Source organism: Amycolatopsis sp. NPDC051372, assembly GCF_040682095.1.
GTDB lineage: Bacteria > Actinomycetota > Actinomycetes > Mycobacteriales > Pseudonocardiaceae > Amycolatopsis.
On sequence record NZ_JBFBAF010000020.1, the window covers coordinates 188,446 to 195,863 of the forward strand.

The window sequence follows — 7,418 nt, forward strand, 5'->3', positions numbered from 1 at the left end:
CGATCGCCCACCCAGTAGGTGAGAGATTGCCCCGTGGCGATCGGATTTTCAAGAGCGTCTCGGAACTCGTGCGAAAATCCCCGACCGCGGGTCAACCCACGGTAGCCGATCGATCACGCCACCAGCTCACCGTCGCCGCCGCCTGCTCCCCGAGCGGAGTGGCTTGCTCGCCCGAGAATTCCGTGAACGCACGCGAATCCACCACGAACGGGCGGTCGAACTGGTAGCGAACCTCCTGCAGTTCTCGCAGCAAGGGCGAAAACGCGGCCGCCATCCGCAGCAACGGCGCGGGAAGCCGTTGTACGCCGACCGGCGGCACACTCGCCGCTTCGCACAGCACGCCGACCATCACGCGCGACGAACGTGCCGGCAGCGTCGGCACGTGCCACGCGCGACCCCACGCCTTCTCCTCCGCGGCAACGCGCACCAGCGTCCGCGCCACGTCAGGAATGTAGGTCCAGCTGTGCGGCGCGTCCGGGTCGCCCATCACCTGAACCTTGCGCCCCTTCAGCACCGCCGGCACCACTCGCGCGCCCAGGTGCCCGCCGTCGGTCACGCCGGGGCCGAAGAAATCCGACGCCCGCACCTCGGCGGCGCGAATCCGGCCCTGCTCGTGCAGGTCGTGCAGCTGATTCCACAGCTGTGCGCGCACGCGGCCCTTGGGCCCCGTCGCCTCGAGCGGCAGATCCTCGGTGATCGGACCTTCGACGGGCCCGTAGCCGTACAGGTTCCCGAGCGCCACGAGGACGGCGCCGGTCGCCTCGGCCGCCGCGGCGGTCGCGTCGGCCAGCGGCGGCCAGTCGCGCGTCCACCGGTGGTACGGCGGGCTCGCGCACTGGTAAATCGCGTCAGCACCCTCGGCTGCGGCGGTCAGCGCGGCACTGTCGGTGGCGTCGAGCACCACGTGCTCGAGCCCCGCTTCCTCCGGTCGCGGCGACCTGCCGATCACCTTCACCCGCTCGCCCCGTCCGGCGAGCAGCCTCGCCGTCGCCGCCCCTGCCGGGCCGAACCCGATCACCACGTGAAGACTCATGCGCCACACCATAGTCAGCCCGGTGAGCGGGATTGGCTTTTCAGGTATCCGTAACTTCGGGTTCACCGCGAACTTCTTCGGACAGTTGTCCGTAAGCCTCTCGGATGCCTCGCGAAGCTCCCGCGAACACTCCGTGAAATGGCACGCGATTAATCGGATTCACAGGGACTTCTCAGTGGTCTTCACTCAAGTCTTCCCTGTGGCCGGAGCCGCTTTTCGGACCCTAGGCGGCCGACGGGCGTTGGTGTAGGGTCGCCGATCATGGACAGTTCCGACAAGGATGCCTATGTCTTCTGAAGATCTCCCCCGGCTCGTCAAGGAGACGGCTCGTCGTCAACTCGCAGAGACCGGTGCGACCGGTCTGACGCTGCAGACGGTGGCCGTCGGAAGTGGCGTGACCGTGGCCGAGGTGCAACCGTTTTTCGAAGATCGCGACGATCTCCTGACCGCATTGATCACCGACGCCTACAACGCCTCCGGCGAGGCCATGGAACAGGCCGATCCCGGCGAGCGGGAAACGGATCCCGGCGCGCGTCTGCTGGCCGTCACCCGCGCATTGCGCGAATGGTCGCTCGCGAACCCGGCCGAGTTCGCCTTGCTCTACGGCTCGCCCGTGCCCGGCTACGAGGCACCGGAGACCACGGTGGGCCCGGCTTCGCGCACGCCCGCGGCGCTCGCCGCGGTGCTGCGTTCCGCGCTGGCGGCGGGATCCCTCACGCCGCCGAGCCGGCCGCTGCCCGGTCCGACGCTCGTGACCGCCGAGGCCGTCGCGCTCTTCGGCGGACAGCCCGAGGCTCCGTACGGTGATCTGCTCGAACGCGGGATCGTGCTGTGGAGCAACCTGATCGGCCTGCTGGTGTTCCAGGTGTTCAGCCGTACGCACGACAGCGTTCCCGACCAGTCGGCCTTCTTCGACTACGCGGTGGCCGTGGCGGCGGAAGCCGTCGGCCTGGCCGTGCCGCTCGAAGGCAGCCGGCGCGAGGCCGTGAACGCCTGAATCTCCAGTTACTAGTCCGGCCAAAAGTAGGCCGATCCCCCACGCGGCGCGTAACCGTTGCTACGAAGCCATTCGGCCGTGACTGTGGTCGGATTGGTAACAATCGATACAGTACACAACTGGGGTGGTCTTGTGTGAACGCGCTGAAGATCGTGCTCTTCGCGTCGTCCGCGGTGTCGTCGTACGCCGCGTTCCTCTACAAGCTCGCGTCGATCCGGCGCGGCTGGGGTGACATCGGGTACGTGACGATGATGGTGACGCTGGTGCTGCAGTGCCTCACGTTCACGATGGGAGCGGTGTCGCTCAGCGTCGTCACGTTCTTCGGCGTGCAGAACCTGGCCATCCTCGTGCTGCACCTCTCGGCGGTTGCCTACTGCATCAGCGCGCAGATCCTGCTGATGCAGTGGGCGAACCCGCTCTCGGAGGTACGGCGCGCGATCCGGGCGTGGATCGTCTCCGGCGTCGTGCTGTGCGTCGTGCTGACAGCGTTGTTCTTCATCGGCAACCGCCCCGGCACGCCGGCGTCGGCGTTCGGCACCGGCAGCAGCAATCCGGTCATCCTCGTCTACCTGCTGCTGTTCATCGTCTCGCAGGCCGTGCCGTGCGTGACGATCTACCGCCAGTGCATCCCGTATGCGCGAAGCACCACGAAACCGTGGCTGCGCCGCGCTTTGCGGATGCTCGCGGCCGGAGCGGTGGTGCTGTTCCTCTACTGCGCCGCGCGCACGGTGAACATCGTGAGCCCCATGTTCGGCCTGTCGGTCGGACCGTGGGCCATCGCGGCGTCGCTGTTCAGCGCGCTCGGCATCGTGATCGTGTCGCTGGGGCTGACCATGCCGTCGTGGGGCGGGCACGTGTCGAACCTCCTTGCGTGGGGCCGGAACTACAGCTCCTACCGCGCGCTCTACCCGCTGTGGCACTCGCTGTACGAGTCGTCGCCGGGCATCGCGCTGGAGCCGCCGTCCGGTGCCGACCGCCAGTGGTCCGATCTGCACTACCGCCTGCACCGCCGCGTGATCGAGATCCGCGACGGCTGGCGGGCGCTGCGGCCGTACATGGACCGCGCCGAGTCCTCCCCGGCCGAAGCGGCGGACCAAGCCCTGGTCGAGGCCACGAAGATCAAGCACGCGCTGCTGGCGAAGAACTCCGGCGTCACCCCGCCACACAGCCAGGACAGCGGCAGCTTCGACGACCACGACGCCAAGACCTTCGCCGCGGAAGTCGAGTGGCTCACGCAGGTTTCGGCCGCATACGGCCGGCTGGGCTGAACCACTTCCGTCCGAAGTGGACCGTGGCTCAGGCCTGGACCAGTTCGCCGCGGTCGTGCGGCAGGTCGGCCAGCAGCGCGTCGCCCTTCACCAGCCACGAGACACCGAACGCGATCACCGCGAGGGATTCCAGCCACACCGTCGGGTGCAGCGAAGCCGTGGCCGCGTCGAAGAAGAGCCCGTTGATCACGATCAGCGCCAGCGCCGCCAGCATCACGCCGCCACACACGCGGTAGACGACGTTGCGCACGGCTTTGCGCGAGGTCGGCGAGGTCTCGTCGGACTTGGTGAACAGGAAGAAGCAGAAGAACGCCAGCGTCAGGAAGAAGATCGCCGCGAACACGAGGTGCGCCACTCCCACAGCGCGCTCAGTGCCCGTCGGCGAGGCCGGGCTGGTCGGGAAGAGTGCGACGCCGATGGCGGCGACCGCCGCGACGTTGCCCGCGATGTCGTCGATCCGCCCGTAGCCCCGGTAGGAGACGAGGAAAACGCCGATGGCGCACATCGTGCCGACGAAGACGTCGCGCAGGTCGCTGTAGTAGTAGCCGCTCAGCGAACCCTGCAGGCCGCCGCCCTGCAGCAGCTCCTTGCCGAGGATCACGACGAACGGCAGCGAGAGGCCGAGCACTCCGATCGCGCGGCGGAGGAAGAGGAACGAGTGCACGAGGGTGTTCACGGTTGCCTCCCCGGTGTGGTCCACACTTATTTTTACCGGGTCGGCCTGGTTTTCACAGGGCGACGGGAGTAGTTCCCAAAACGTTGTCGAGCTCGGCGAGCAGCCGGGCCTTCGAGCGGGCGCCGACGATGGTGTGCACCGGTTCGCCGCCGCGGAACAGGATCAGTGTGGGCAGCGACATGACCTGGTACTTCCGCGCTGTCTCGGGGTTCAGGTCGGTGTCGATCTGGCGCACCGTCAGGGAATCCGCCCGCTCGGCCGCGATCTCGGCCAGCACCGGCGCGATCATCCGGCACGGCGGGCACCACTCGGCCCAGAAATCGACGAGCACCGGCTTGTCGTGGTCGAGGACGTCGGCGGCGAAGGTCGCATCGGTGGTCATCGGATCTCCTCGGCAACACAGGGGTCGTGCCGGGCCGAAGCCTCGGCGAGCTTGTCCATCAACGCGGTCCGCACGGCGCCGAGGTCGGCCAGGCACTTCTCGACTTCCTCGAGCTTGCGCCGGTACACCTCGACCGAAGCCGGGCAGGCGTCGCCGGACTCGTGGCCGGTGCGCAAGCAGTCGACGAACGGGCGAGTGTCTTCGAGGGTGAACCCGACCGTGCGCAGCGTCTGGATCTCGCTGACCAGTCGTAGATCGTTCTCGTCGTACTCCCGGTACCCGTTCGCCGACCGCCCCGCCGGCAGCAGCCCCTGCGCCTCGTAGAAGCGCAGCGCCCGTGGTGTCGTCCCCGCCCGCCGGGCGAGCTCGCCGATCCGCATGCGTCCGACGGTAGACCTTGACGTGCGCGTCAAGGCAACCTCTCAGCCCGCGACCTTGCCGGTGTACTCCTGGTACTGCACCGCGTTCGCCGCCCGGGTGCTCATGTAGTCGAACACCTTCCCGAACACCGGGCCGGTCAGCATGCGGTACATCCGGTTGCGGCTGCGCAGCTTCTTCTCGTTCTCCGGCACCAGGAACCCGCCCGAGCCGGCACCGTTCTTGTGGCCGATGTGCGCCGGCTTGCGCACGCGCTGCTCGTACTTCTCGAACGCGGTCACGTGGTCGCCGTTCGCGGCCGCGAGCTCGCCGGCGAGGATCTGCGCGCCCATCATCGCCAGGCCCGTGCCGGAGCCGCCGGGGCCGGCGCACCACGCGGCGTCGCCGAGCAGCACCACGCGGCCCTTCGACCACTTGTCCATGCTGATCTGGCCGATGGTGTCGAAGTACAGATCCGGCGCGTCGTCGATCGCGCTCAGCAGCCGCTGCATCTCCCAGCCCGCGCCGGCGAAGACGTCGGCCACGATCTCCTTCTGCCGCTCGGGGTCCGGTCGGCCGTAACCACGCGGGTCGCCGCGGAAGTACAGGATGACGGTCACGGCGTCGCCTTCGCGGCCGCTGTAGACCATCGCGCCGCGGCCCGGCTCGTTGAAGATCAGGCCGCTGTGGTCGAGCCCGAGGTGGTTGGGCGCGGTGAAGGCGGCGACGTGGTAACCGAGGTCCTTGCGGAAACGCGCCTCCGCGCCGAACGCGGCGGTCCGGACACCCGAGTGCACACCGTCGGCGCCGACCACCAGGTCGAACCGGCGGGGCGCGCCGTGGCGGAAGGTCACCTCGACACCGTCGGCCGTCTCGGTCAGCGAGGTGACGCGGTCGCCGAACACGTACTCGGTGTAATCCCGGGTGCGCTCGTAGAGGATGCGGGCGAGGTCGCCGCGCAGGATCTCGAGCTCGCCGCTGGCGAACGAGCTGGGCACGGTCACGATCGGCTTGCCTGCCGAGTTCAGCAGCAGCTGGTCGCCCATCGCGGTCTCGTACTTGCGCAGCTCTTCGGTGAGCCCCATCGCGTCGATCAGCTTCATCTGCTCGCCGCGGAAGTCCACGGCCTGGCCACTGGGCCGCAGTACCGGCGCCGCCTCGACGACGGTCACGGAGTAGCCGTGGTGGTGCAGCCAGAAAGCGGCCGACGGCCCTGCCACGCTGGCACCGGAAACGAGCACGGTCTTGGTCATCGCTGGAGTCCCTTCTCGGGGTTCGGCGTTTCGATGACGCAAGACTGCGACCCGGCGCTGACCACGCCCGCACGGTGCGCTGACGGAGGTGGTGCGCGCTCGTCAGCGGGGGTCCGGGCGACCGTCAGCGCAAGCCGCGAACACCCGAAACCAGCAGGTCGACGCCGCGGGCGAAGTACGAATCCTCGTCGCCACACGCGGCCAGCGCGCCGGCGGCGGCCGAGACGTTCGGGAAGCGCTCGGGCGACAACGCGGCCAGCGCGACCCGCTTGCGCTCCACGGCTTCGTCGCGCGAGGACGCGGGATGGACGTCCGTGACGCCGGGCTCGGCCGTCACCAGGGTGACGCTGGCGCACAGCAGGTAGCCGCCGAGCTCCGCGGCCTCTTCGGCCGTGAACCCGGCTTCGCGCAGCAGGCCGAGCACGTGGTCGGCCACGGTGAGGCCGGCGTCGGACTCGAGGATGCGCGGCGGGACGAGGTCGGCGACCGCAGGGTGGGGGCGCACGGCGGCCAGCACCGCCACGAGCGCGGCCCGCAGCCGCACGTCCCAAGGCCCGCCGGAATCCGGCAGCGAGACGTCCGCCAGCAGGCGTTCGGCCAGGCCGGCCACGAGCTCGTGCTTGTCCTTGAAGTGCCAGTACAGGGCCATCGGCGTGACGCCGTGATCCTGCGCGAGGCGGCGGATCGTCAGCGCGTCGAGGCCCTCGCGATCGGCCAGGGCGAGGGCGCCATCGACGATCGTTTCGCGGCTGAGCTTCTCGCGCGTTTTGGCCACGAACCCGACTTTACCTCGTACAGGGGCCGTCTTCGTCGTCTGCGTTGAGGCGCGAGACCATGCGGTCGAAGACGCGTTCCAGCACCTCGAGCTCGTCGGGTTTGACCTGCTCGAAGAAGTACCGCCGCACGGTCTCCACGTGCTCGGGCGCGGCCGCCTCGATCGCTTCGCGCCCGGCCGGCGTGAGGCGCACCATGGCGCCGCGCGCGTCGTCCGAGCAGTCCTCGCGCGTGACGAGGCCGCGTTTCTCCATCCGGCTCACGTGGTGCGACAGCCGGCTGCGGTCCCACCTGATCTGCATCCCGAGGTCGCGCATGCGCAGCACATCACCAGGTGCCTCCGAAAGCGGCACCATCAGCGTGTAGTCCGGACCCGAAAGGCCCGCGTCGCGCACGAGCTGCCGGTCGATGGCGCCGTTCAGGGACCGCTGGAGCAGGTGGTACAGCTTCCAGACGTGCAACTCGCGCTCGTCGAGCCAGCGTGCGTCCGTCATGACGTGAGTCTACCCCGATTTGTTGACGTATCACCCTATTGTCTGCCCCGCTGTGTTGTCTGCCCCGCCTCCGGCGTGGCGGGCGAGATCGCCGGGGAGCCGGCGTCTCGATCGGGCGGTCGGATCGGCCCGGGCGTTGGTCGAGGAGGGTGTGCAGGTCGTCTCGGCGGCGCGCAACGTCGAC

Annotated in this window: 9 protein-coding genes; 2 read left to right on the plus strand and 7 right to left on the minus strand. The window is 69.0% G+C overall.

The window, feature by feature from the left end:
- Window positions 1–91: 91 nt before the first annotated feature.
- On the minus strand, window positions 92–1,033 hold the full coding sequence (locus AB0M56_RS28930; protein ID WP_364181392.1) for an NAD-dependent epimerase/dehydratase family protein: 942 nt from the start codon (window positions 1,031–1,033) through the stop codon (window positions 92–94).
- Between the two features lie 286 nt (window positions 1,034–1,319).
- Between AB0M56_RS28930 and AB0M56_RS28935 the strand changes: the two genes are divergently transcribed.
- Window positions 1,320–2,030 carry a TetR-like C-terminal domain-containing protein gene (locus AB0M56_RS28935; RefSeq protein ID WP_364181394.1) on the plus strand — a complete coding sequence of 237 codons (711 nt, stop codon included), beginning with the start codon at window positions 1,320–1,322 and terminating at the stop codon, window positions 2,028–2,030.
- Between the two features lie 134 nt (window positions 2,031–2,164).
- Window positions 2,165–3,298 carry an MAB_1171c family putative transporter gene (locus tag AB0M56_RS28940; protein WP_364181396.1) on the plus strand — a complete coding sequence of 378 codons (1,134 nt, stop codon included), beginning with the start codon at window positions 2,165–2,167 and terminating at the stop codon, window positions 3,296–3,298.
- Window positions 3,299–3,326: 28 nt separating this feature from the next.
- Here the strand turns inward: AB0M56_RS28940 and AB0M56_RS28945 are convergent, their stop codons facing one another.
- The 6 genes from AB0M56_RS28945 to AB0M56_RS28970 form a co-directional block, all read right to left on the minus strand.
- Window positions 3,327–3,974, minus strand: coding sequence for a DUF998 domain-containing protein (locus tag AB0M56_RS28945; protein WP_364181399.1), 648 nt, complete (start codon window positions 3,972–3,974; stop codon window positions 3,327–3,329).
- Between the two features lie 52 nt (window positions 3,975–4,026).
- A complete protein-coding gene (gene trxA, locus AB0M56_RS28950; RefSeq protein WP_364181402.1) occupies window positions 4,027–4,356 on the minus strand; it encodes a thioredoxin in 330 nt (109 codons plus the stop codon).
- A complete protein-coding gene (locus AB0M56_RS28955) occupies window positions 4,353–4,736 on the minus strand; it encodes a MerR family transcriptional regulator (protein WP_364181405.1) in 384 nt (127 codons plus the stop codon). Before AB0M56_RS28955 ends, trxA begins: the two co-directional genes overlap by 4 nt.
- A gap of 42 nt (window positions 4,737–4,778) precedes the next feature.
- Window positions 4,779–5,966: an FAD-dependent monooxygenase gene (locus AB0M56_RS28960; protein ID WP_364181408.1), complete on the minus strand. Its 1,188-nt coding sequence runs from the start codon at window positions 5,964–5,966 to the stop codon at window positions 4,779–4,781.
- A 124-nt stretch (window positions 5,967–6,090) separates the two neighbouring features.
- On the minus strand, window positions 6,091–6,741 hold the full coding sequence (locus AB0M56_RS28965; protein WP_364181411.1) for a TetR/AcrR family transcriptional regulator C-terminal domain-containing protein: 651 nt from the start codon (window positions 6,739–6,741) through the stop codon (window positions 6,091–6,093).
- 10 nt (window positions 6,742–6,751) lie between these two features.
- Window positions 6,752–7,234 carry a MarR family winged helix-turn-helix transcriptional regulator gene (locus AB0M56_RS28970; protein WP_364181414.1) on the minus strand — a complete coding sequence of 161 codons (483 nt, stop codon included), beginning with the start codon at window positions 7,232–7,234 and terminating at the stop codon, window positions 6,752–6,754.
- Window positions 7,235–7,418 lie beyond the last annotated feature (184 nt).